Below are 22987 nucleotides of genomic sequence, written 5' to 3'. Positions count from 1 at the left end.
CGCGCGACATGGCCCGCAATGAAGCGCAGAGTCCCCGGGCAGGGTCCGTGGTGTGGTTCACTTTCCGAAATGGTGACGGTTCCCGCGGGAAAATCACCGCTTCCGGCCCCCACACGACCGAGGGAGACTTCCATGCTCGACGCGCTGCAATCCATCCTCGACACCCTGGACGGGTTCGTCTGGGGACCGTTCCTGCTGATCCCCCTGCTGCTGGGCACGGGCATCTACCTGACCATCCGGCTCGCGGGACTGCAGCTCACCAAGCTGATCCCCGCGCTGCGGCTCGCGCTGTTCGAGCGCAAGGACCACGACGCCCCCGGCGGTGACGTCTCCCAGTTCCAGGCCCTGACCACGGCGCTCGCGGCCACGGTGGGCACCGGTAACATCGTGGGCGTGGCCACCGCGCTGTCCATCGGCGGGCCCGGCGCGCTGTTCTGGATGTGGGTCACCGGTGTGCTGGGCATGGCGTCCAAGTACTCGGAGGCGTTCCTGGGCGTGCGCTTCCGCACCCGGGACGCCAAGGGTGAGATCTCCGGCGGACCCCAGTACTACCTGTTCCGCGGCATTCCCAACGGCTTCGGCAAGTTCCTGTCCCTGTTCTTCGCGGTCGCCGCAGTGCTGGCCTCCTTCGGCATCGGCAACATGACCCAGGGCAACTCGATCTCCGCGAACATGGAGTCCTCGTTCGGCGTGCCCGTGTGGATCACCGGCCTCGTGCTGGCCGTGCTCACACTGCTCGTGCTCGTGGGCGGCATCAAGTCCATCGGCAAGGTCACCGCGGGTCTCGTGCCCGTGATGATCGTCTTCTACGTGCTGGGCGCCCTGTTCATCCTGGTCGTGAACATCGAGGCCGTGCCCGCCGCGTTCGGCACCATCTTCGCCTCGGCGTTCACCGGCCACTCCGCCGTGGGCGGCTTCGCCGGCTCGGCGATCATCGTCGTGGTTCAGATGGGCGTGGCCCGAGGCATCTTCTCCAACGAGTCCGGCATGGGCTCGGCAGCCATCGCCGCGGCCGCAGCCCAGACCACGCACCCCGTGCGCCAGGGCCTGGTGTCCATGACCCAGACGTTCATCGACACGATCATCGTGGTCACCTGCACGGGCCTGGTCATCGTGACCACCGGCGTGTGGGAGCAGGGCAAGGACTTCGCCGCCACCATGACCGGTGACGCGTTCAGCCACGGCCTGCCCGGCGGCTGGGGCCACCTGATCGTGACGCTCGGCCTGGTGCTCTTCGCGTACTCCACCATCCTGGGCTGGGCCTACTACGGCGAGCGCTGCATGGAGCGGCTCTTCGGCCGCGCTTCGGTGATGCCCTACCGCGTGTTCTTCTCGGTCATCGTGTTCGTGGGCTGCAGCGTGCCCCTGGCCATCGTGTGGTCCTTCGCGGACCTGATGAACGGGCTCATGGCGATCCCCAACCTGATCGGCCTGCTCATCCTCTCGGGCCTGGTGGCGCGGGAGACCAAGCACTACCTGCGCAACGACCCCCAGCTGCGGGCCGGCAAGGTGCAGGTGGACGGCTTCATGGAGGGCCGCCCCGGCGCGATCGACAGCTACGTGGCCCCGGAACGAGCGGGGGCACCCCGCACGCCCTGACCTGCGGTCCGGACGGCGCGACGTCGTCCCCTGCCCGGTCCGCAGGCCCCGCTGCCCGCCTCCCCGCTCCCGGGAAGGCGGGCAGCGCCCGTGTGCGCCACACCACGGGGACGGGAGTTCGGAGGTGTAATCTCAGCACACATGACCAACAGCTCCTCCGCCGTGTCCCCGCCCCACGCCCACTCCGGGCCCCCGCGGGGTCTGAGCAACCGGCACATCCAGCTCATTGCGATCGGCGGCGCCATCGGCACCGGCCTGTTCATGGGCTCCGGGCGCACCATCTCCCTGGCGGGGCCCTCGGTGGTCTTCGTCTACATGGTGATCGGGTTCTTCCTCTACTTCATGATGCGGGCCATGGGGGAGCTGCTTCTGTCCAACCTGCACTACAAGACGTTCGCGGACTTCGCGGCTGACCTGATCGGGCCGTGGGCCGGGTTCTTCGTGGGCTGGTCCTACTGGTTCTGCTGGATCGTGACAGCGATCGCGGAGCTCGTGGCCATCACCGGCTACATGCAGTTCTGGTGGCCCTCGGTCCCACTGTGGCTGCCCACGGTGGTGGTGCTCGCCGTGGTCTTCCTGCTCAACGCGGTGAGCGTGAAGAACTTCGGGGAGATGGAGTTCTGGTTCGCGCTCATCAAGATTGTGGCCATCCTGGCGCTGATCGTCACGGGTGTGGTCATGGCGCTGACGCACTTCACGTCCCCAGACGGCCACGTGGCGCAGATTGCGAACCTGTGGAACGACGGCGGGTGGTTCCCGCACGGCGCCATGGGTGTGGTCGCGGGGTTCCAGATCGCGGTCTTCGCGTTCGTGGGTGTGGAGCTCGTCGGCACCACCGCCGCCGAGGCGCGCGATCCCCGCAAGACCCTGCCGCGCGCGATCAACTCGGTGCCCGTGCGCATCCTCATCTTCTACGTGGGCTCCCTGCTGGCCATCCTGGTGGTCATGCCGTGGCGGGCGATCGATCCGGAGCAGTCCCCGTTCGTGGCCATGTTCGCGCTGGCCGGGCTGGCTGGCGCGGCCTCCGTGGTGAACTTCGTGGTGCTGACCTCCGCGATGTCCTCCTCGAACTCCGGTGTCTTCTCCACCTCGCGCATGCTCTTCGGCCTCGCGGCGGAGGGCAGCGCACCGCGGCTGTTCACCGGACTGAACAAGGTGGGTGTTCCGGTGCGGGCCCTCTACGTCACCGCCCTTGTGCTGCTGCTGACCATCCCCGTGCTCTACGCCGGGGACTCGATCATCGAGGCGTTCACCCTCATCACCTCGGTGGCCTCGCTGCTGTTCATGTTCGTGTGGTCCATGATCCTGGTCTCCTACATGCGCTACCGCCACAAGTTTCCGGAGCGCCACCGCTCCTCCGAGTACAAGATGCCGGGTGGTGTGGTGGCGTGCATCGCCGTGCTGCTGTTCTTCGCGTTCGTGGTGTGGGCGCTGAGCCTCGAACCGGAGACGGAAACGAGCCTCGTTGCACTGCCCGTGTGGCTCGGACTGCTGGGCGTCGCGTGGGTCTTCGTGCGCCGCACCGAGTCCCACCGCCAGGCGTTCGCGTGGTTCAAGAAGGAGATGGAACGCCCCGTGGAGAACGAGCACTCGGAGGGCTGAACCGCCCCTCGAGGGGCCGTCCCCGCCGAGGAGACGTCGCCGCCCCAGCCGAGTGGGCGACGTCGCCCCGGCCGAGGACTCGGGCGTCCCCTTGCGCGCCCGCTCGTCGGACCACCGTTCCGGACCAGCGTCCCGGGCTCCTGCCCACGGGCCGTGCCCCCGCCTATGGTGGGGGCATGACACGACTGCCCGAACCCCTGACCCTGACCGCGCCGCACGGCGAGGGATCCGTGCTGAGCTACGGTGCCCACGCGATGTCCTGGGCCCCGGGGGGCCACGAGCCCGTCCTGTGGGTCTCCTCCCGCGCCGCCACCGAGACCGGGCGTGCGATCCGCGGCGGCGTGCCCGTGTGCTTCCCGTGGTTCGGTCCCGGTCGCACCGGTGAGATGACCCCCGCCCACGGCTTCGCCCGGATCACCGAGTGGCACCTGGACGAGCAGGGTCAGGACGACGCCGGCAACGCGTTCGCGAGCTTCTCCCTCACGCCGCAGGACGTCTCCGAGCAGCTGCGCGAGTCCTTCCCGTACGAGTTCTCCGCCACCCTGCGCATGACCGTCGGTTCAGCACTGTGCCTGGACCTGCGCGTCACCAATACCGGCGACGAGACCTTCGAGATCGAGGAGGCCCTGCACACCTACCTCAGCGTGGCCGATGCCACCCGCGTGCGGGTCCACGGGCTCGACGGCGTGACCTACCACGACAAGGTCACAGGTGAGCAGCGCACCCAGTCTGGGGACCTCACGATCACGGGTGAGACCGACGCCGTCTTCGCCCACCGCGGCGAGGTCCGGGTTCTGGACCCGGCCCTCGGGCGCACGCTCGTGGTCTCCAAGGAGGGCTCGGACAGCACCGTGGTCTGGAACCCCTGGCAGGACAAGGCCGTGGGCATGTCCGACTTCGCGGACGACGAGTGGCAGCGGATGCTGTGCGTCGAGGCAGGCAACGTGATGGGATCGCCCGTGCGGCTGGCCGCCGGCGAGTCCCACGTGCTCGTTCAGAGCATCGAGGTGGAGCCGCTCGCCGAGGACGACGCCGCCCCGCAGGGCTGAACCGCCCGGCTCGGGCGGGCGCGGGGTTGCGGACCCCGTGCCTGCCGACTCGCGGTCACCGCGCATCCGGACCGCTCGTGGCGGGCGACGCCGCACTGCAGAGTTGGGCCCTTCCGCTGCGGGCGACCCGTGGAACCGCCTGCGAGCGACCCCCGGAACTGTCAGGCGCTCGCGCGGGGCCCAGCTGCAGTGTCGGCGTCGGAACGCGGTGCGGGCGCCGAGCCCGTCTCCGAGAGGGCGGGCTTCGGGGAGGTGAGGTCCACTGTGTGGTGGATCTGGGCGTCCAGGGCGCCGGGGCGGGTGCCCATGAAGTTGTCCACCTCCTGCGCGGTGGCGTTGAACTTGGGGTCGTGCTTCAGGTAGAGGTTCGTCTCGCGCACCACCAGACCGGAGAGCAGGACCAGGCCGATCAGGTTGGGGATGGCCATGAATCCGTTCATGATGTCCGAGAACGTCCACACGAGGGTCAGCGGCGCCAGCGCGCCCAGGCCGGCTGCGATCGAGAAGACCACGCGGTAGACGATCGCCGCCCGGGCACCGGCCAGGCGCTCTACGTTGCGCTCGCCGTAGTAGGCCCAGCCGAGCACCGTGGAGTAGCCCAGCAGCACCAGGCAGATGGTCACGATCGTGCCGCCCCAGGAGCCGGGCAGGCCGGTGGAGAACGCCACCGAGGTCATGGTGGCCGTGTCCGTGCCGCTCCACACGCCCGTGGAGAGGATCACGAAGCCCGTGATGGAGATGACCACCAGGGTGTCCACGAAGGTCTGGGTCATGGACACCAGGCCCTGTCGCACGGGGTGGCTGGTCTGGGCGATCGAGGCCGCGATGGATGCGGTGCCCATGCCGGACTCGTTGGAGAACAGGGAGCGCGCCGCGCCCATCTGGATGGCCATCAGCACGGTGGAGCCCACGAAGCCGCCGGTCGCTCCCATGGGGGTGAAGGCGCCCTCGAAGATCAGGCGCAGGGCTTCGGGGATGCCCCGGTAGTTCACGCCGATGATGTAGAGCCCGGAGCCGATGTAGAGCACGATCATCAGGGGCACCAGGTAGGTGGTGACCTTCGCGATGGACTGGATGCCGCCCAGCAGGGCGATGCCCGTGCCCACGGCCAGGACGGCGGCCGTCAGGAGCGGTGGGACGTTGAAGGAGTGCTCCAGGTTCGAGGCGATCGCGTTGCCCTGGGTCATGTTGCCGATCCCGAACGTGGCCACAACGCAGCACACTGCGAACATCACGGAGAGGAAGCGCCCGAACTTGTTGGGGATCCCGCGCGCCAGGTAGACCTGCGGGCCGCCCGTGAGCTGCCCGGCGGTATCCCTCGTGCGGAAGCGCACGCCCAGGAAGCACTCCGCATACTTGGACGCCATGCCCACCAGCGCGGTGAGCCACATCCAGAACAGGGCCCCGGGTCCGCCCACGGAGATCGCCGCGGCCACGCCCACGATGTTGCCCGTGCCCACGGTGGCGGCCAGCGCGGTGGACATCGCGGCGAACGAGGTGATGTCCCCCTTCTCCCCGGTGCCCCGGGAGCGGCGCCCGAAGCCCAGGCTCATGGCCTTGGTGAAGAGCCGGAACTGGATGCCGCGCAGCCGGATGGTGAGGAAGACACCGGTGCCGAAGAGCAGGGGCAGCAGGAGCCAGGGCCCCCAGACGAGGTCGCGGACGAAGTCCAGGGTGTTCTGCAGGGTGTCCATGGGGGAGCTTTCGTGAGACCGGACGTGCGGTGCTGTCCAACCTAGCGCACAGGGGCGGCGGGGGACGGGGGTTCGCTCCCGCCCCCTGACATACGGCGACGCCGCAGTGGTGACCACTGCGGCGTCGCCGTCGTTAGGGCGTGGGGAGGCTACTTCTGGACCATCAGGCCCGCACCGATGGCGGCCAAGAAGAAGTCCTTGGACAGCGAGATGCCCTGCTCGGAGGGGCGGATGCCGTCGTCCTTGGTCATCTCCGAGTTGCGGAAGTACATGGTCAGCAGCCCGGCGCTGAACGCGAGCAGCCCCGCGCCGGCGAGGCGCTTGGAGACGAACGGGGTGACCAGCGCGGCGCCCACGGCCAGCTCGCTGCCGGCGATGAACGTGGCGAAGGTCTTGGAGTCCCACTCGGCGAACTGTGGGACGCCGGTGGCGGCGAACTGCTTGAGGCCCTCGGCCGCCTGGGCGTCCATGCCGAGCTTGCCGTAGCCGGACTGCAGCAGGTAGGCGCCTGAGACGCCGCGGAGGATGGCGTTGGAGATGCGCATGGGTGAACCTTTCATCGGGGTGGAGCGGGGTCGGGCAGAGGCCCGAGGTGCCCGCCGAGGATCGATGCTCATGCTAACAGCGGCCCGTTTTGAACCCCTCCCTGGCGCCCCATGCCGTGAGCGAACGGCTCGCGCACCCCGGCGGGGCCCTACCTAGGGTGGTGGCACACGGCGGGCGCCGCGCCCGCACGACCCGTTCGAGAAGGGAAGTCATGGACATCACCACCATGAAAAAGATCCTGCTGGTGCTCACGAGCCAGGACACGCTGGGCGAGACGGGCGAGCCCACCGGTTACAACGTGGCCGAGGCGTCGCACCCGTGGAAGGTGTTCCGGGATGCGGGGTACTTCGTGGACTTCGCCTCCATCGAGGGCGGGCGGCCCCCGCGGGACGAGGTCCAGGAGGAGGACCCGGTGCAGGTGGAGTTCACCCAGGACGAGACCGCGAAGGCCTCCCTCTACAACACCCCGAAGGTCTCCGTGGTGGACCCTGCGCAGTACGACGCCGTGTACCTCGTGGGCGGGCACGGCACCATGTGGGACTTCACGGGCAGCGCGGCCCTGCAGAAGCTCGTGGCCGCGGTCTACGACGCCGGTGGCATCGTCGGTGCCGTGTGCCACGGCCCCTCCGGGCTGGTGGACGTGGAGCTGTCCAACGGGGTGCGTCTGCTGTCCGGGCGCAAGGTGGCCGCGTTCACCAACGCGGAGGAGGAGGCCGTGGGCAAGCGGCACGCCGTGCCCTACCTGCTCCAGGACCGGCTCGAGGAGCAGGGCGCCACCGTCAAGGCGGCGGAGAACTGGGAGGAGAACGTCCAGGTGGACGAGCGTCTCGTCACGGGCCAGAACCCCCAGTCCGCGGCCGGCGTGGCCAAGGAGATGACCAAGCTGCTCACCGAGGTGGTGCGCGAGCAGAAGGCCGAGGAGGAGCAGGCCGCGCAGGCGCTGCGCGAGGAGCACGACGCCGAGAAGGCCGAGGGCGAGGACGAGCGGGAGTGAGGCCTCTCGCGCTGGTCACCGGGGCCTCCTCCGGCATCGGGTTCGAGATCGCCGCCCAGCTCAGCGCCCGCGGCTACGACATCGTGGGTGTGGGTGCGAGCGGGCGGATCGGCACCCTGCAGAGCGAGCTCGAGAAGGCTGCGGACGCCGCGACCCCGGTGGGCACGGTGGTCTCCGTGCGCGCGGACCTCAGTACCGCCGAGGGGGTGGAGCACGTCTGGGACCAGGTCGAGTCGCTTGGCCGGCACCTCGACGTCGCCGTGCTCAACGCCGGGAAGTCCCTGGGTGGGTCCTTCGTGGACACGGATCTTGAGGACGAGCTGCGCATGCTGGACCTCAACGTCACCGGACAGGTGCGCCTGGCCAAGCACGTCGTGCAGACGATGGCACGGCAGCGTTCCGGGCGGATCCTCATCACGGCCTCGCTCTCCGCACTGACCCCCACGCCGTACGAGTCCATCTACGGGCCAACGCGGGCGTTCACCTACGCGTTCGCCCAGGGGTTGCGAGAGGAGATGAAGGAGTACGGGGTGGTCGTGACGGCGCTGCTGCCGGGTGCCACGGCCACCGGCTTCCACCACACGGCGGGGATGGACAACACGGTCTTCGGGTCCAACGAGTGGAAGAACGACCCCTCGCAGGTCGCCCGACAGGGTGTCGAGGCGCTGTTCGCGGACAGGGACCACGTGGTCGGCGGCAACCTCGCCACGCGCCGGGCCGCGCTGCTCAACAGGGTGCTGCCCGAGCGGGTCAAGGCCCGGCGCTTCGCGAAGGACAGCAGGCCCACGCCCTTGCACGGGACCCACTGAGAGGACCCGCGCGGGGGGGGGGGGGGCGACGGCGCGGGTTCACCGCGCGGGGCCCCCGATGGGGTCGCCACGGACACCGGACCGGGGCGGCCCCGCTGACTCGTTTCCACGAGACTCATTTCCGCGACTCCTGGAGGTGAGCTGCACCACACGCGAGACTGAACGTGTTCACGAACCGCCCCACGCCCAGGAGATGCCATGTCAGAGTTCACGTCCCGTGTAGCACTGGTCACCGGAGGTGCCTCCGGAATCGGGGAGGCGGTCGCCAAGGACCTCGCGCCGCGGCGCGAAGCTGGTGGTCACGGACATCGACCCCACGGGCATCGACAACGTGGTGCAGGCCATCATGGCGGCCGGGGGCGACGCCGCGGGAATCCGTCAGGATGTCGCCAGCAGGTCCGACGCCGTGGCCGCCGTGGACTTCGCCGTGCAGACCTACGGCGGCCTGCACTACGCGGTCAACAACGCCGGTGTGGGCGGGCAGATGGAGGCCCTCGGGGAGACGAACCTGGACGCGTGGGAGCGCACCGTGGCGATCGACCTCAACGGGGTGGCCTACGGGATGCACGCCCAGCTGCCGGTGATCGAGCAGTACGGGGGAGGAGCAGTCGTCAACATCGGCTCCATCCACTCCACGGTGGCCACCACTTTCGGCCACAGCGCCTACACCGCGGCGAAGCACGGCCTCATGGGCCTCACCAGACAGGTGTGGACTACGCCCAGCGCGGGGTCCGGGTCAACGCGGTGGGCCCGGCGTACATCGACACCCCGCTGCTGCGCAGCGTGCCCCCGCAGGTCCTCGCGGGCCTGATTGCCAAGCACCCCATGGGCCGCCTCGGCACGGCGGAAGAGGTTGCGCAGCTGACCGCTTTCCTGCTCTCGGACCAGGCCTCGTTCATCACGGGAGGGTACTACCTGGTGGACGGCGGGTACGCCGCGGTGTGAGGCGCTGAGACGAGGGCCGCCCCCTGGTGGGGTCCACCGGGCAGGAGGTGTAGACTGGACCGGTTCCCCCGTACATATTGCGGGGTAGAGGCGCGCCGGTCCGAGGCGCGCAGTTCGCGCCCGACTCACGGCGCGTGCGCGCGAAATCGTTTCGCGCGGACCAACCCTGAAAGACGTTCCTTGTCTCATTCTTTCGAAGACCTCGGTGTGCCCGAGGCGCTCTCCGCTGACCTCGCCCGCGTGGGCATCACGGAAGCTTTCCCCATCCAAGAGAAGACTCTCCCCGATTCCCTCGCCGGCCGTGACGTGCTCGGCCGCGGTCGCACGGGCTCCGGCAAGACGGTGGCGTTCGCTCTGCCGCTCGTGACCCGCCTGGCCGGACTGGCCCCGGGTACTGCCCGGACGCGGCGTCGTGCCCACCGGCCCACGGGGCTGGTGCTGGCCCCCACCCGGGAGCTCGCCACCCAGATCGACCGCACCGTGGCCCCGCTGGCGAAGGCCGCCGGGCTGAACACCACCGTGATCTTCGGCGGTGTCTCCCAGAAGCGCCAGGAGAAGGCGCTCGCGGACGGCGTGGACATCGTGGTGGCCTGCCCCGGCCGTCTCGAGGATCTCATCAAGCAGGGCCTGCTGACGCTCGACGACATCCAGGTCACCGTTCTGGACGAGGCGGACCACATGGCGGACATGGGCTTCCTGCCCGTGGTCACCCGGATCCTCGCCAAGACCCCCAAGGGCTCGCAGCGTCTGCTGTTCTCCGCCACGCTGGACAATGGCGTGGACGTGCTGGTCAAGAAGTTCCTGAAGGATCCGGTCCTGCACTCGGCGGACAACGCCCAGGCTGCGGTGACCACCATGGACCACCAGGTCCTGGTCACCCACGCGGACGACAAGCAGGCACTCATCGAGGCGCTGGCCTCCGGTACGGGCCGTCGAATGATGTTCACGCGCACCAAGTACCGCGCCAAGAAGATGGCCAAGAAGCTCAGCCAGGCCGGCATCCCCGCCGTGGACCTGCAGGGCAACCTCTCGCAGGGCGCGCGCGACCGCAACCTCGGCGCGTTCTCGGACGGCGACGTGCGCGTGCTCGTGGCCACGGACGTCGCCGCGCGCGGCGTGCACGTTGACGACGTCGAGCTGGTCGTGCACATCGACCCGCCCGCCGAGCACAAGTCCTACCTGCACCGCTCGGGCCGCACCGCCCGCGCCGGTGCCTCAGGTTCGGTCATCACGATCGCGACCACCGAGGAGCGCTCGGACGTCAACAAGCTCATGAAGAAGGCGGGTGTCACTCCGCAGGTGGACGAGGTCGGCCCCAACTCCGAGGTCGTGAAGGAGCTCGTGGGCGAGCGCGCCGAGCGCGTCGCTCCCAAGGCGGCCCCGGCAGCCACGCAGTCCGGTGACGGCAACCGTTCGGGCGGTCGCTCCGGTGGCCGTTCCGGCGGCCAGCGCGGTGGTTCCGGCCGCAATGGTTCCAAGCGCGGTGGCCAGGGCTCCGGCCAGCGCCAGAACCAGGGGCGCGGCCAGGGCCAGGGCGGCGGCCGTTCCGAGCGTTCGGACTCCGGGCGATCCTCCCGCGGCGGGCGTTCGACGTCGCGCCGCGGTCAGGGCGGCGACGCCGCCGGGTCCGGTTCGGCGCGCACGTCCTCCCCGCGGGGCGCCCGCGTGGGCTCGTCGCAGCGCGGCGGCGTCGGCCAGGTGCCGGACCGCGCCACGGCGGCGGCGCAGCGTCGTCGGCAGAACAACCGCTCGGGTCAGCCCTCGCGCTGAGTCCAGTCCCGGGAGGCTGCCCCGCCCGCGTGACCGCGCGGTGGGTGCTGCCCCCTGAACCACCGAACCCCCGGTCCGCATTGCGCGGGCCGGGGGCTCGTCGTACCGGGGGCCGCTCCAAAGGTGTCGAACCGCTCAGGTGCCGTGTTCGTGCGGCCGAATCACCGTGGTCTCGCCCACCGGCGGTGTGGCCGCCTCGGGAGTCGGCACCCGCCCAGGGGCTCAGGCCGGCGGGGTGAGCGAGCGCAGGAAGTCGAGCGTGACGTCCTCGTGGGAACTGACGAACACACGGTGCGGTCCCTCGGGAACGGGCTTGTCTCCCGGGACCACCACCACGGTCATGCCCGCGGCCACGGCGCTCTCCACACCCGGCTCGGAGTCCTCCACGGCCACGCAGTCGCGCGGGGGGACGCCAAGCAGGCGAGCGCCCGCGAGGTAGGGCTCCGGGTCCGGCTTGGCGCGGGACACGTCGTCGTGCGAGACGATCCGGGTGAGGACGTCCGGGGCGCCCGCTGAGGTGGTCCGGGCGACGGAGCCGAGCGCGTTGGTCACGATCGCCGCGGGAATCCCCGCTTCCTTCAGCTCGCGCAGCAGGGAGGGGATGCCCGGCAGGAACGGGATCTCGTGGTCCACGCTGCCGATCACGTGCTCCGCCAGCTGCCGGGTGATCTCTTCCACTGAGTCGGTGGCGCCGCGCTCGACCATGAGCCGGGCGGCGTCCTGCACCGTACCGCCCAGGGTGGCGTGGTCGTCCTCGGTGTCCCAGCTCTGCTGGTGGGTGCCGGCCACGTGGCGCTTGGCGGCAGCCCAGTGCGGCTCGGTGTCGACGAGCGTGCCGTCGTGGTCGAAGAGGACTGCTCGGGGGTAGGTCATGGTCACCTTTCGGCAGGGAACGACGGAGAAGAACGGAACCAGGCGGGCGCCGTTGGAACCCGTGAAGGCACGGTGCCGTGGGGTTCGCGGCCGGAGGGCCCAGCTCCGAGGAGGTCAGGAACCGGGGGCTGCTCGGCCCGTCCCAGCATGTGTCGGCTCAGAGCGCAGCTCAGTCCCGTGGCGCGAGCGAGCGCAGGAAGTCCAGTGTGAGGCTCGCGTGCTCGGGCACGTGAACGATCCGCGGCCCCGGTTCCACAGCCTGCTCACCGGGGACAACCACGGTCGCCATGCCCGCGGCCACGCCGGCGGCTGCTCCGGAGGGGGAGTCCTCCACGACCACGCAGTCCTCGGGCGCGACCCCCAGGCGGCGTGCAGCCTCGAGGTAGGCGTCCGGATCCGGCTTGGGGGTGACGCCCTGGGCCACCTCCTCGTCCCCGATGACCACCCGGAACAGGTTGTCCGGGGCGCGGCCGGCGGTGTGACGGGCCACCTCCGAGGTGGCGTTGGTGACGATCGCGGCGGGGATCCCGGCCCGGTCCAGCTCGTGGAGCAGGGGCTCGATCCCCGGGATGAACGTGGGCGTGTCCTCGGCCAGGACCTCCCGGAGGATCCCGTGGAACTCACGCTGGATCTCCTCCTGGCTGCCGGGAACTCCCAGTTCCCCGAGGCGGCGGATGGTGTGAGACAGCGGCATCCCCAGGGTGTCCCGGGTGTCCTTCTCGGACCACTTCCCGCCGTGCGCGGCCGTGATCCGCTGCTTGCCCCGTTCCCACAGCGGCTCGGTGTCCACAAGGGTGCCGTCGTGGTCGAAGAGGACGGCCCGGGGGAACTGTGAGGTGCACATGGGCCCAGGTTACGTCCCCGCTCCGACACGGCTCGGCACCCGCCACCTGCCACCGGCCACCATCCGGAGGACACCTATCATGGGGGCCATGAGCTCCCCGGCCCCGATCCTCCCCGCGAGACCCGGTTCGGCTCTCGCCCGCAGCTTCCCCGTGGTCATGGTGGTCGTGGCCGCCGCGCTGGCACTGTGGGTCGGCTTCGGGCGGGGCCTGGCCGGGCTGCTGGGCAGCCTCGCACCGGTCTACGCCCTGGCGATCGCCCTGCCCGTGCTCGCGCTGCACGTGGTGGCCGCCGCGCTCTTCCGCCGGGACAGCCTGGACCACCCCTCCCGCTCCGTGACCCGCCGGACCATGGCCACCGCTGCAGCGGCGTGGGTCGTCACCGCGTGCTTCGGGTTCTTCCTCCCGGACGCCACTCCCGAGGGGATGCGCTCCCTGTTCACCCACGTGGCCGGGGCCGAGTTCCTGGAGCTCGGTTACGGCTTCGTCAACATCTTCGGAGTGCTGACCGTGGCGCTCGCCGTGGCCCTCGTGCTGCTGGCCGTCACGGAGCAGCGTGTCACGGCCCGTCGTCTGCGCGGGGATCCGCTCACCGAGGACGAGCGCCTGGACCGGCTGGAGCGGGAGCAGCAGCAATGGTCGGGCCCCCGGTCATGACGGTGCCCCTGCGCTCCGCGCGGCTTCTGCTGCGGACCTACGACGCCGACGACGCCGCGTTCGTCCGCGACCTCTACTCGCGCGAGGCGGTGCAGCGCTTCCTCGGGAACGGCACCGCGCGCACCACCACGCTCGAGGCGGCGAGGGAGAAGATCGCCGGGTGGCAGGCCGCCTGGGACACGGATCCGGTGCTCGGCGTGTGGGCGGTGTGCGAGCCGGATGGTTCTCCTCTCGGCACCGTGCTGCTCAAACCCATCCCGGACTCAGGCACGGACACCGCGCATGACGTCGAGGTCGGGTGGCACCTGCACCCGGACGCGTGGGGTCGCGGCTGGGCCACCGAGGCGGCGCGCACCGTGCTCGACCACGCGTTCACCGCGGGCCTCGACCGGGTGGTCGCGGTGACCCATCCCGACAACACTGCTTCGCAGGCGGTCTGCCGACGGCTGGGGATGACGCACCGGGGCCGCACCCGCGCCTACTACGACGCCGAGTGCGAGCTCTTCGAGCTGGCGGCGGAGAATCCGGACCTGGTGGTGGGTGAGGACGGCCTGGCACGCCCCCTCTGGGCGGCCGGGGACCCCCTGCTGCGCGAGTACTACGACCACGAGTGGGGCATGCCCGTGCGGGAGGAGGTGGGGCTGTACGAGCGGATCGTGCTCGAGGGTTTCCAGTCCGGGCTCTCGTGGCGCACTGTGCTCGCCAAGCGGCCGGCGTTCCGAGAGGTCTTCCACGACTTCGACCCGGACGCCGTGGCCGCGATGGGCGAGGCTGACGTGCAGCGGCTCATGGGTGACGTGCGGATCATCCGCAACGAGCGCAAGATCCGCGCCGCAGTCACCAACGCGCGGGCCACGGTGGCGCTGCGCGAGCAGGAGGGCCTCGTGGACCTCGTGTGGTCCTTCCGCCCGGAGGAGACGCCCGAGCCGGTGCGCTTCGCGGAGGTCCCCACCGTCTCCGAGCGGAGCACCGCGCTGTCAAAGGAGCTGAAGCGACGCGGGTTCGCATTCGTGGGGCCCACCACCATGTACGCGCTCATGGAGGCGATCGGCATGGTGGACACGCACCTGGTGGGCAGCCACCGGCGCGGCAGCTCGGGTGAGTGGACGTGAGGCGGGTCGGGCCTCAGGGAACGGGGCGAGCGTCGTCGTGCCCTGACGCCGCCTGCTGACGACGAGGGGTGAGGAGGGGGTCAACGACGCCGCCGGGCCGGGGTGCCCGGCCGGGATCAGCTCCCGCGGCGGCGCAGGTAACTCTGGCCGTGGGCGTCCTTCACCATCTCGTACTCGGACTGCAGGTTGCTATACCACTGCTGGGTCTGCTCGCTCATCTGCTCGTTGCCGCGCAGGTCCGCGGGGCTGCGGTCGGCGGGTCCCACGAACTTCATGACGAAGTCGTCGAAGCGCTTGAAGAGGCTGTGGCGCGGGCGGTCGGGGTCGAGGCGGCGGGACATGGGAGATCCTTTTCACGGGACGGACGGGGTGGTCTCACCCCGACGATTAGGGCACTAATCATAGCCTGCCCACCCCCGAATTCCCCCAGAATTCCGGCGCCGAGGGCTTCACAAAGCAGGTTGAGTGGACTAGACTCAAGATAATTGACAATCCGTTAGCCAAGCAGAAGGAGATGCTGTGGACACCAAGTTCACCACCAAGTCTCAGGAGGCCCTGAGTTCTGCGGCGTCGAACGCCGCGACCGCGGGCAACCCCAACATCGAGCCCGCCCACACCCTCAAGGCCCTCATGGACCAGCGGGACGGTGTGGCGGTCGCGGTCCTGAAGGCCACCGGCGCCAACGCCGACGCCGTGTCCCTCAAGGCCAGCACCATCATCCACGAGCTGCCGAGCGCGTCCGGCAGCTCCACGGCCCAGCCCCAGCTGAGCCGCACCGCGCTGCAGGCGCTGCAGGCCGCCGAGACCTATGCGCGCGAGCTGCAGGACGAGTACGTCTCCACGGAGCACATCCTTTACGGCCTGGCCGCGGGCCACGACAAGACCGCGGAGGCTCTGAAGAACGCCGGTGTCACCACCGAGGCGCTCGCCGAGGCCATTCCGCAGGTCCGCGGTGACCGCCGCGTCACCAGCCCGGACCCGGAGGGGACCTTTCAGTCCCTGGAGAAGTTCGGCACGGACCTCACCGCCATTGCGCGTGAGGGCAAGCTCGACCCGGTGATCGGCCGCGACTCGGAGATCCGCCGCGTGGTCCAGGTGCTCTCCCGGCGCACCAAGAACAATCCCGTGCTGATCGGCGAGCCCGGCGTGGGCAAGACCGCCGTGGTGGAAGGCCTCGCGCAGCGCATGGTCGCAGGGGACGTCCCCGAGTCCCTGCGCGGGAAGACGCTGATCTCCCTGGACCTCGGGTCCATGGTGGCCGGCGCGAAGTACCGCGGCGAGTTCGAGGAGCGACTGAAGGCCGTCCTGGACGAGATCAAGAAGTCCGAGGGTCAGATCGTCACGTTCATCGACGAGATCCACACCGTGGTGGGCGCGGGTGCATCCGAGGGCTCCATGGACGCGGGCAACATGCTCAAGCCCATGCTGGCCCGCGGCGAGCTGCGCCTGATCGGCGCCACCACGCTGGACGAGTACCGCGAGAACATCGAGAAGGACGCCGCCCTGGAGCGTCGCTTCCAACAGGTCTACGTGGGAGAGCCCTCGGTGGAGGACACCGTGGCCATCCTGCGCGGGCTCAAGGAGCGCTACGAGGCGCACCACAAGGTGCAGATCGCGGACTCCGCTCTCGTGGCCGCGGCCCAGCTGTCCCACCGGTACATCCCCAGCCGTCAGTTGCCGGACAAGGCCATCGACCTGATCGATGAGGCCGCGTCCCGGTTGCGCATGGAGATCGACTCCGCCCCGGAGGAGATCGACGAGCTGCGCCGCTCGGTGGACCGTCTGACCATGGAGGAGCTCGCCCTGGACGGCGAGACCGATCCCGCCTCGGTGGAGCGCCTGGCCGCGCTGCGTCGTGACAAGGCGGACAAGCAGGCGGAGCTGGACGCGCTCAACGCCCGGTGGGAGTCCGAGAAGGCTGGCCTGAACCAGGTCGGCGAGCTCAAGGCGCGGATCGACGAACTGCGCTCGCAGGCCGAGCGCGCCCAGCGCAACGGGGACCTCGGCGAGGCCTCCCGGTTGCTGTACGGCGAGATCCCCGCCGCGCAGAAGCAGCTCGACGCCGCCCAGGCACAGGAGGACGCCAGCGGCGTCCCCGAGGACACCATGGTCTCGGAGGAGGTCACTGCGGACGACATCGCCGAAGTCATCTCCGCCTGGACGGGCATCCCCGCCGGCAAGATGCTGCAGGGCGAGTCCGAGAAGCTGCTGCACATGGAGGAGGTTCTGGGCAAGCGGCTGATCGGCCAGCGCAAGGCCGTGACCGCCGTGGCGGACGCGGTGCGCCGCTCCCGCGCGGGGATCTCGGACCCGGACCGGCCCATCGGCTCGTTCATGTTCCTCGGCCCCACAGGCGTGGGCAAGACCGAGCTGGCCAAGTCCCTCGCGGACTTCCAGTTCGACGACGAGCGCGCCCTGATCCGCATCGACATGTCCGAGTACTCGGAGAAGCACTCCGTCTCCCGCCTGGTCGGTGCCCCTCCGGGGTATGTGGGCTACGACGAGGGCGGGCAGCTGACCGAGGCCGTGCGCCGTCGCCCGTACTCCGTGGTGCTGCTGGACGAGGTGGAGAAGGCCCACCCGGAGGTCTTCGACATCCTGCTGCAGGTGCTTGACGACGGCCGGCTCACCGACGGGCAGGGCCGCACCGTGGACTTCCGCAACGTGATCCTGATCCTCACGTCCAACATGGGCAGCCAGTTCCTGGTGGACCCCACGATGGACGAGCAGGCCAAGAAAGACGCCGTGATGGGCGTGGTGAACGCGTCCTTCAAGCCGGAGTTCCTGAACCGGCTGGACGACATCATCATATTCGAGCCGCTGAGCACCGAGGACCTCGCGAAGATCGTGGACATCCAGGTTGCCCAGCTGGCCCGCCGCCTCGCGCAGCGCCGCCTGACCCTGGTGGTCACGCCCGCGGCGAGCGAGTGGCTCGGCGTGACCGGCTACGACCCCGCCTACGGCGCCCGTCCGCTGCGCCGACTGGTGCAGCGCGAGATCGGCGACCGCCTGGCGAAGGGGCTGCTGTCCGGAGCCATCCTGGACGGTGACACCGTGGTGGTGGACGTGAACCCGGACGTCGCCGAGGACGGGCTCACGGTCACGGCCGAGCGCAGCGAGTCCGACGCCTCCCGTGACAGGGATGACGACGACGTCGTGGACGCGGAGGTCGTGGAGGACTGACCCCGCGCGCCGCTGGCCACGCGCCAGCACAGCGCGAAGCGCCGGGACAGAGGTGATCCGTCCCGGCGCTTCGTCGTGCGCACCCGCCGCTCGCCGTCGTGGCTCAGCGTCGCGCGGGAGGCTCCGGATCCACGTAGCTGTCCCGCGCGTAGTCGTAGTCGACGGGGCGCCCGTCCTCGTCCGTGCGCTGGTACCAGGAGCTCATGCGCTCGCCGGTGGAGTCGACGTCGGCTCCGGCGGCAGAGGGCCCCTCCTGGTGACGGACCTCCAGAGCGAAGTCGTCACCGTGGTCTCCCATGCCCTGGCGCACGGCGTTGTCCAGGGCGGTGCGGGCGTAGCGGTAGCGCAGGCTCAAGGGGTCCGTGGAGAGGTCCCGCAGGAAGGCGGGGATGAGGGCCAGCAGGATGATCGCGAAGGGCAGGGCCGCAACGGTCACGAGATCCTGAAGCCCCTGCAGGGCGTCGGAGCCTCCGACCGCGAGCATCACGGCGGCGACCCCGGCCAGGGCCACTCCCCAGAAGATCACGATCTTGCGGTCCGGCTCCGGCTTGCCCTGCTGAGACATCGAGGCCATCACGAGCGTCGCGGAGTCCGCGGAGGTGATGAAGAAGACGGCGAGCAGCACCATGATGGCGATCGGCGTGACCTGGGAGAACGGCAGGGCGTCCAGGACCCGGAACAGCATGTCCTCGGGGGACGCGGCGCCGGCAACGTCCGTGCCGGAGCGCTGCAACCAGATGGCGGTGCCGCCGAAGATCGAGAACGCGAGCACACAGATCACCGTGGGGGCCAGCAGCACCACGCTCACGTACTGGCGCAGGGTGCGACCGCGCGAGATGCGGGCCACGAAGACCCCCACGAAAGGCGCCCAGGACACCCACCACGCCCAGTAGAACAGGGTCCACGAGCGCATGAAGTCCTCGGCCTCGGGGCCCCACGAGGCGGAGAGGGCGAGCATCTGGAACATCTCCGCGAAGTAGGTGCCCACCACGGAGGGGATGAAGTTGAGCAGGAACACGGTGGGCCCGGCCACGAAGAGGAAGAACGCCACCACGGCCGCGAGCACCATGTTGAAGTTGGACAGCAGGCGGATGCCCTTGGCCACCCCGGAGACCGCGGAGACCAGGAACACGCAGGTCAGCACGGCGATGATCGCGATCAGCACACCGTTGCCCACCCGGCCCATCCCCGTGACGATCTGCAGCCCGCTGCCGATCTGCAGCGTGCCGAGCCCCAGGGAGGCGGAGGTGGCGAAGAGGATGCCCACGATCGCGAACATGTCGATGAGCCGCCCGCCCACGGTGAGGTGGGCCCGCTGGCCGAAGATGGCCGACATCAGCAGCGGCCGTCCGCGCCGGTAGGCGGCATAACCCACCGCGGCGCCCACGAGCGCGTAGATGGCCCACGCCTGCAGGCCCCAGTGGAAGATGGTCTGGGCCATGGCGGAGTGCATTGCGTGGAAGCTCTCGGCCTCGGCGCGCCCCGGGGGAGGGGTCATGTAGTAGGTCACCGGTTCGTACACACCGAAGAAGATGAGGCCCACGCCCATGCCCGCGGCGAAGAGCATCGCGATCCACGAGCCCATGGAGTATGCGGGCTCCTCGCCGTCCTTGCCGAGCGGGATGCGTCCGTAGCGGGAGAAGCCCACGTAGAGCAGGAACAGCAGCACGATGGCCGCCAGCAGGGTGAAGATCCACCCGCCGTACGTCACCACCGTGTTCAGGGCGGCCGTCGAGACCGTGGTCAGGGACTCCGTGGACACCGCGCCCCAGATCACGAACCCCACGATGAGTGCACCGGCGACACCGAACGTGATCTTGTCGGTGCGGTAGCGCACCCGCTGCTCCTCCACGGACACGCCGGGCACCAGGCCCGGGTGGGTGTCGTGGGGGTACTGGCCGGTGGGCCGGGGGCTGTCGTCAGGGGACGAGCTCATGGGAAACCTGCGTTCTGGTGCGGGGAAACGCGGGCGACGCCGCCCGGGCCGTCCCACTGTACCGGCCCCTTGCGGAGGCGGCGGGGAGCCGCGGATCGGCCCGGGGTGAACGGGGCCACGGGCGGTGCGCGAGACGCGGTCAAAACATGTACCCTGGACTCACGAAAAACTGACAAGACACTCCGGGGCCGTACTGTGTGCTCAACACGGCACCGCCCACCGGACACGAGACGCAGAGGGGGTCACGCCATGGGGCGCGGCCGTCAAAAGGCGAAGGCGACACGACAGGCGCGGGAGATCAAGTACTTCAGCCCGCAGACCGACTACTCGGCCCTGCAGCGCGAGCTGCGCGGCACGAAACCGTCCTCCCGAGCCGCTGACCACGAGGAAAGCTCCGACGAGGAGGACAACTATTCGTCCTACGCGGAGAAGTACTCCGACTACGACTGACCCGGCCCCGGTGCGTTCCCTTTCGTTGCTGCGCGAGCCGGAGGCCGTGGTCGCTCCGGGGGACAGCGGCACGACACCTCTGCAGCAGGCGCCGCAGACCTGATGGTCACCGCAGCCGTGGTGCCACACGAAGAACCGCCCGCACAGACGTGTGGGCGGTTCTTCGTGTGGGCGGGGTATCCGTGTGGGGCTCTCTGGGAGCCCCACGTTCAGCCTCAGCTCGCGTAGGAACCCGTCATGAGCACGCCGCCACCGGCCACGCCCTTGGCGCCCTGCACCCAGTCGCTGCCGTGGCGGGCCGCGTCCGGATCCACGGGACCGATGCGTCCCATGATCCAGGCGGGCAGGCCACGGGCCTCGAGGTGGGCCACGGCGGCGTCGGCGACCTCGGGGTCGACGATGGCTACCATGCCCACGCCCAGGTTCAGGGTGCGCTCCAGGTCGGAGAGCGGCACGCGGCCGAGCTCGGAGACCAGCCGGAACACCGGGGGCAGGGACCACGTGGCGCGCTCCACCGTGGCCTGCAGGTTCTCGGGCAGCACGCGGGCGAGGTTCGCCGCGAGTCCGCCGCCGGTCACGTGGGAGAAACCGCGCACGCCGTGGCCCGTGGCGCCGTCGGCCCCGTTGACCGGGAAGGCGCGCGCGAGGTCCAGCACGTCCGCGGCGTACACGCGCGTGGGCTCGAGCAGCTCCTCGCCCAGGCTGCGTCCCAGCTCGTCCACCTGGCGGTCCAGCTGCCAGCCGGCCATCTCGACCACGCGGCGCACCAGGGAGTAGCCGTTGGAGTGCAGGCCCGAGGACGCCATCGCGATGACCACGTCACCGTCGCGCACCCGCTGCGGGCCGAGCAGCTCGTCCGCCTCGACGACGCCGGTGGCGGCGCCGGCGACGTCGTACTCGTCCACGCCCAGCAGACCGGGGTGCTCAGCGGTCTCCCCGCCCACCAGGGCGGTGCCGGCCGCCTCGCAGGCCGACGCGATGCCGCGCACGATGTCCGCCACGCGCTCGGGGACCACCTTGCCGGTGGCGATGTAGTCGGTCATGAACAGGGGCTTGGCACCCACCACCACGATGTCGTCCACGACCATGCCCACGAGGTCCCACCCGATGGTGTCGTGGACGTCCAGCGCCTGGGCCACGGCCACCTTGGTGCCCACGCCGTCCGTGGACGTGGCCAGGTATGGCTTGCGGTAGGTCGTGAGCTCGGAGACGTCGAAGAGCCCGGCGAAGCCGCCCACGCCGCCCACGACGCCGGAGGTGTGGGTCGCCTTGACCGCGGCCTTCATGAGCTCAACGGCGCGGTCCCCGGCTTCCACGTCCACCCCCGCGCTCGCGTAGGTCACGGACCGGGAGTCCTGGGGCTGCTCGGGGCTCATGCGGTGGTCTCCTCGTGCTCGGGTGCGGTGCTCGTGACGGTTGTCACGAGGTCCTCGGAGGGCTCGGCGTGGGCACCGGGTGCTTCCAGCACGGCCTTGCCGAGCCGGTCCGCCTTGGGCAGCGCGGTGGGGTAGTCCCCGGAGAAGCACGCGGTGCACAGGTTCCCGCGGGACTGCTTGGTGGCCTCGATCATGCCGTCCTCGGAGATGTAGCCGAGCGTGTCGGCGCCGAGCGAGGCGCGCACACCCTCCACCGAAATGCCGTTGGCGATCAGCTCGGCGGGGGAGGCGAAGTCGATTCCGTAGAAGCACGGCCACTTGATGGGCGGGGAGGAGATCCGCACGTGGATCTCCGCGGCACCGGCCTCGCGCAGCATCCGCACGAGTGCGCGCTGGGTGTTGCCGCGCACGATCGAGTCGTCCACGACCACCAGGCGCTTGCCCGCCACGATGGAGCGCAGTGGGTTGAGCTTGAGTCGGATGCCGAGCTGGCGGATGGTGTCCGAAGGTTCGATGAACGTGCGGCCCACGTAGGAGTTCTTCACGAGACCGTGCCCGAACGGGATGCCAGCGGCCTCGGCGTAGCCGATCGCGGCGGGCGTGCCGGACTCGGGCGTGGGCATCACGAGGTCCGCCTCCACGGCGTGCTCGCGGGCCAGCTGACGGCCCATCTCCACCCGGGACTCGTAGACCGAGCGCCCGTTGATGGTGGTGTCCGGGCGGGCCAGGTACACGTACTCGAACACGCAGCCCGCAGGGGTGGCCTCCGCGAAACGGCGCGAGCGCAGGCCGTTCTCGTCGATCGCGATGAATTCCCCGGGCTCCACCTCACGCACCAGGGAGGCGCCCACGATGTCCAGGGCGGCGGTCTCGGAGGCGACCACCCAGCCACGCTCCAGGCGGCCCAGCACGAGGGGGCGAACCCCCAGCGGGTCTCGCGCGGCGTAGAGCGTGGTCTCGTCCATGAACGTGAGGCAGAACGAGCCGACGAGCTGCGGCAGCAGCTTCATGGCCGCTTCCTCGAGTGAGTTCAGGGGATGCTCGGCGAGCAGGGCGGTGATCAGCGCGGTGTCCGTGGTGTTGCCCCGGGCCATCTCGCCGCGGGACGGGAAGCCGGACTTGTCCAGCAGCAGGTCGTAGAGCTCCGCGGAGTTCGTGAGGTTGCCGTTGTGGGCCAGGGCGAGCGTGCCGTGCGGTGTGGCGCCGAGCGTGGGCTGCGCGTTCGCCCAGTGGGACGCTCCAGTCGTGGAGTAGCGCGCGTGGCCCACGGCCAGGTAGCCCTTGAGCGTGTTGAGCGTGGTCTCGTCGAAGACCTGGGACACGAGTCCCATGTCCTTGTAGACCGAGATCCGCTCGCCGTCCGAGGTGGCGATACCCGCAGACTCCTGCCCGCGGTGCTGCAGCGCGTACAGCCCGTAGTAGGTCAGTTTGGAGACGTCCTCGCCCGGGGCCCACACACCGAACACGCCGCACGCGTCCTGGGGGCCCTTCTCGCCGGGGAGAAGGTCATGGGAGAGTTTTCCGTCAGCACGAGCCACGGGTCAAGTGTC

Annotated in this window: 18 protein-coding genes and 2 pseudogenes; 12 read left to right on the top strand and 8 right to left on the bottom strand. The window is 70.0% G+C overall.

The window, feature by feature from the left end:
- The first annotated feature begins 132 nt into the window (after positions 1-132).
- The 3 genes from FS770_RS04305 to FS770_RS04295 all read left to right on the top strand — a co-directional run bounded on the left by FS770_RS04305 (position 133) and on the right by FS770_RS04295 (position 4250).
- The gene (locus FS770_RS04305; protein ID WP_145010104.1) at positions 133-1599 is read left to right on the top strand and encodes an alanine/glycine:cation symporter family protein; all 1467 of its coding nucleotides are present in this window, start codon (positions 133-135) and stop codon (positions 1597-1599) included.
- A gap of 141 nt (positions 1600-1740) precedes the next feature.
- On the top strand, positions 1741-3201 hold the full coding sequence (locus FS770_RS04300) for an amino acid permease (RefSeq protein ID WP_144940980.1): 1461 nt from the start codon (positions 1741-1743) through the stop codon (positions 3199-3201).
- 176 nt (positions 3202-3377) lie between these two features.
- Entirely contained in the window at positions 3378-4250 is an 873-nt protein-coding gene (locus FS770_RS04295; protein ID WP_145010101.1) for a D-hexose-6-phosphate mutarotase, read from the top strand.
- Between the two features lie 161 nt (positions 4251-4411).
- On the opposite strand, the gene FS770_RS04290 is transcribed toward FS770_RS04295, so the two are convergent.
- Together FS770_RS04290 and FS770_RS04285 are read right to left on the bottom strand one after the other, a co-directional pair.
- Entirely contained in the window at positions 4412-5944 is a 1533-nt protein-coding gene (locus tag FS770_RS04290; protein WP_144940975.1) for an alanine/glycine:cation symporter family protein, read from the bottom strand.
- 149 nt (positions 5945-6093) lie between these two features.
- Positions 6094-6489 (bottom strand): hypothetical protein, encoded by a 396-nt coding sequence (locus tag FS770_RS04285; RefSeq protein WP_144940972.1) that lies wholly within the window; start codon positions 6487-6489, stop codon positions 6094-6096.
- A 212-nt stretch (positions 6490-6701) separates the two neighbouring features.
- Between FS770_RS04285 and FS770_RS04280 the strand changes: the two genes are divergently transcribed.
- From FS770_RS04280 to FS770_RS04265, 4 genes and pseudogenes are all read left to right on the top strand, one after another.
- Positions 6702-7484, top strand: a complete 783-nt coding sequence (locus FS770_RS04280) for a type 1 glutamine amidotransferase domain-containing protein (protein WP_145010098.1) — start codon at positions 6702-6704, stop codon at positions 7482-7484.
- A complete protein-coding gene (locus tag FS770_RS04275; protein WP_144940967.1) occupies positions 7481-8293 on the top strand; it encodes an SDR family NAD(P)-dependent oxidoreductase in 813 nt (270 codons plus the stop codon). Before FS770_RS04280 ends, FS770_RS04275 begins: the two co-directional genes overlap by 4 nt.
- Positions 8294-8491: 198 nt before the next feature.
- Positions 8492-9238: pseudogene (locus tag FS770_RS04270) on the top strand (SDR family NAD(P)-dependent oxidoreductase).
- A gap of 180 nt (positions 9239-9418) precedes the next feature.
- Positions 9419-11008: a DEAD/DEAH box helicase gene (locus FS770_RS04265; RefSeq protein ID WP_145010095.1), complete on the top strand. Its 1590-nt coding sequence runs from the start codon at positions 9419-9421 to the stop codon at positions 11006-11008.
- Between the two features lie 222 nt (positions 11009-11230).
- On the opposite strand, the gene FS770_RS04260 is transcribed toward FS770_RS04265, so the two are convergent.
- Positions 11231-11881, bottom strand: a complete 651-nt coding sequence (locus tag FS770_RS04260; protein WP_144940961.1) for an HAD family hydrolase — start codon at positions 11879-11881, stop codon at positions 11231-11233.
- A gap of 169 nt (positions 11882-12050) precedes the next feature.
- A complete protein-coding gene (locus FS770_RS04255) occupies positions 12051-12725 on the bottom strand; it encodes an HAD family hydrolase (RefSeq protein ID WP_144940957.1) in 675 nt (224 codons plus the stop codon).
- Positions 12726-12813: 88 nt separating this feature from the next.
- Between FS770_RS04255 and FS770_RS04250 the strand changes: the two genes are divergently transcribed.
- From FS770_RS04250 to FS770_RS13875, 3 genes and pseudogenes are all read left to right on the top strand, one after another.
- On the top strand, positions 12814-13380 hold the full coding sequence (locus FS770_RS04250) for a hypothetical protein (protein ID WP_144940953.1): 567 nt from the start codon (positions 12814-12816) through the stop codon (positions 13378-13380).
- Positions 13359-13823: pseudogene (locus tag FS770_RS14000) on the top strand (GNAT family N-acetyltransferase); the annotation flags it as partial. The gene FS770_RS04250 and the pseudogene FS770_RS14000, both read left to right, overlap by 22 nt.
- 66 nt (positions 13824-13889) lie before the next feature.
- Positions 13890-14492, top strand: a complete 603-nt coding sequence (locus FS770_RS13875; RefSeq protein ID WP_244944753.1) for a DNA-3-methyladenine glycosylase I — start codon at positions 13890-13892, stop codon at positions 14490-14492.
- Between the two features lie 116 nt (positions 14493-14608).
- Here FS770_RS13875 and FS770_RS04240 read toward each other — a convergent pair whose 3' ends face one another.
- Entirely contained in the window at positions 14609-14833 is a 225-nt protein-coding gene (locus FS770_RS04240; RefSeq protein ID WP_094395123.1) for a hypothetical protein, read from the bottom strand.
- A 178-nt stretch (positions 14834-15011) separates the two neighbouring features.
- On the opposite strand from FS770_RS04240, the gene clpB reads away from it, so the two are divergent.
- Entirely contained in the window at positions 15012-17675 is a 2664-nt protein-coding gene (gene clpB, locus FS770_RS04235; RefSeq protein WP_144940948.1) for an ATP-dependent chaperone ClpB, read from the top strand.
- A 103-nt stretch (positions 17676-17778) separates the two neighbouring features.
- Here the strand turns inward: clpB and FS770_RS04230 are convergent, their stop codons facing one another.
- Complete coding sequence (locus FS770_RS04230) at positions 17779-19611, bottom strand: BCCT family transporter (RefSeq protein ID WP_094395119.1); 1833 nt, start codon at positions 19609-19611, stop codon at positions 17779-17781.
- A 249-nt stretch (positions 19612-19860) separates the two neighbouring features.
- Between FS770_RS04230 and FS770_RS04225 the strand changes: the two genes are divergently transcribed.
- On the top strand, positions 19861-20061 hold the full coding sequence (locus FS770_RS04225; protein ID WP_068471186.1) for a DUF3073 domain-containing protein: 201 nt from the start codon (positions 19861-19863) through the stop codon (positions 20059-20061).
- Positions 20062-20276: 215 nt separating this feature from the next.
- Here FS770_RS04225 and purM read toward each other — a convergent pair whose 3' ends face one another.
- Together purM and purF are read right to left on the bottom strand one after the other, a co-directional pair.
- The gene (gene purM, locus FS770_RS04220) at positions 20277-21437 is read right to left on the bottom strand and encodes a phosphoribosylformylglycinamidine cyclo-ligase (RefSeq protein WP_144940942.1); all 1161 of its coding nucleotides are present in this window, start codon (positions 21435-21437) and stop codon (positions 20277-20279) included.
- A complete protein-coding gene (purF, locus tag FS770_RS04215) occupies positions 21434-22975 on the bottom strand; it encodes an amidophosphoribosyltransferase (protein ID WP_145010092.1) in 1542 nt (513 codons plus the stop codon). Before purF ends, purM begins: the two co-directional genes overlap by 4 nt.
- Positions 22976-22987: the final 12 nt, after the last annotated feature.

It is taken from the genome of Kocuria salsicia (genome assembly GCF_007681555.1).
Classification (GTDB): Bacteria; Actinomycetota; Actinomycetes; order Actinomycetales; family Micrococcaceae; genus Kocuria; species Kocuria salsicia.
Note: the sequence above shows the minus strand (reverse complement) of the source record. Positions and strands in the feature narration are given on the sequence as shown.